2 rRNA genes are annotated in these 502 nt (G+C 45.6%); both read right to left on the bottom strand.

Annotated features, from left to right (window positions below):
• Positions 1 to 112 (bottom strand): 5S ribosomal RNA (gene rrf / locus L5M10_RS24150); the annotation flags it as partial.
• Positions 113 to 299: 187 nt separating this feature from the next.
• A 23S ribosomal RNA gene (locus tag L5M10_RS24145) occupies positions 300 to 502 on the bottom strand; the annotation flags it as partial.

The raw sequence follows: 502 nt of genomic DNA, 5'->3' as shown, positions 1-502 counted from the left end.
GGCGATGACCTACTCTCACATGGGGAGACCCCACACTACCATCGGCGCGTTTGCGTTTCACTTCTGAGTTCGGGATGGGATCAGGTGGTTCCACAAGGCTATTGTCACCAAGCAAATTCTGTTTATTACCGTGTCCATCTCTGGACCACGTTAATAATAATTCGGAAAGCTGATTTGCTTTTTGAGTCCACACTTCATTAAGTGTTTATATTCTGTCTAAGGCTTTAGTACGACCTCCATGGAAGGAGGAAGTGCTAGAAAATGTCTGGAACATTTTCAGTAAAACCCATCTGGGTTGTATGGTTAAGCCTCTCGAGTCATTAGTACATGTTAGCTCAACGCCTCACAACGCTTACACACCATGCCTATCAACGTCCTAGTCTCGAACGGCTCTTTAGAGGAATTAAATTCCTAGGGATGACTCATCTTAGGGCTCGCTTCCCGCTTAGATGCTTTCAGCGGTTATCGATTCCGAATGCTTTCAGCGGTTATCGATTCCGAA

The sequence above is a fragment of the Shewanella sp. SM32 genome, assembly GCF_025654235.1.
Classification (GTDB): Bacteria; Pseudomonadota; Gammaproteobacteria; order Enterobacterales; family Shewanellaceae; genus Shewanella; species Shewanella oncorhynchi.
The sequence above is the reverse complement of the archived record's forward strand: the minus strand, read 5'-3'. Positions and strand labels throughout refer to the sequence as shown.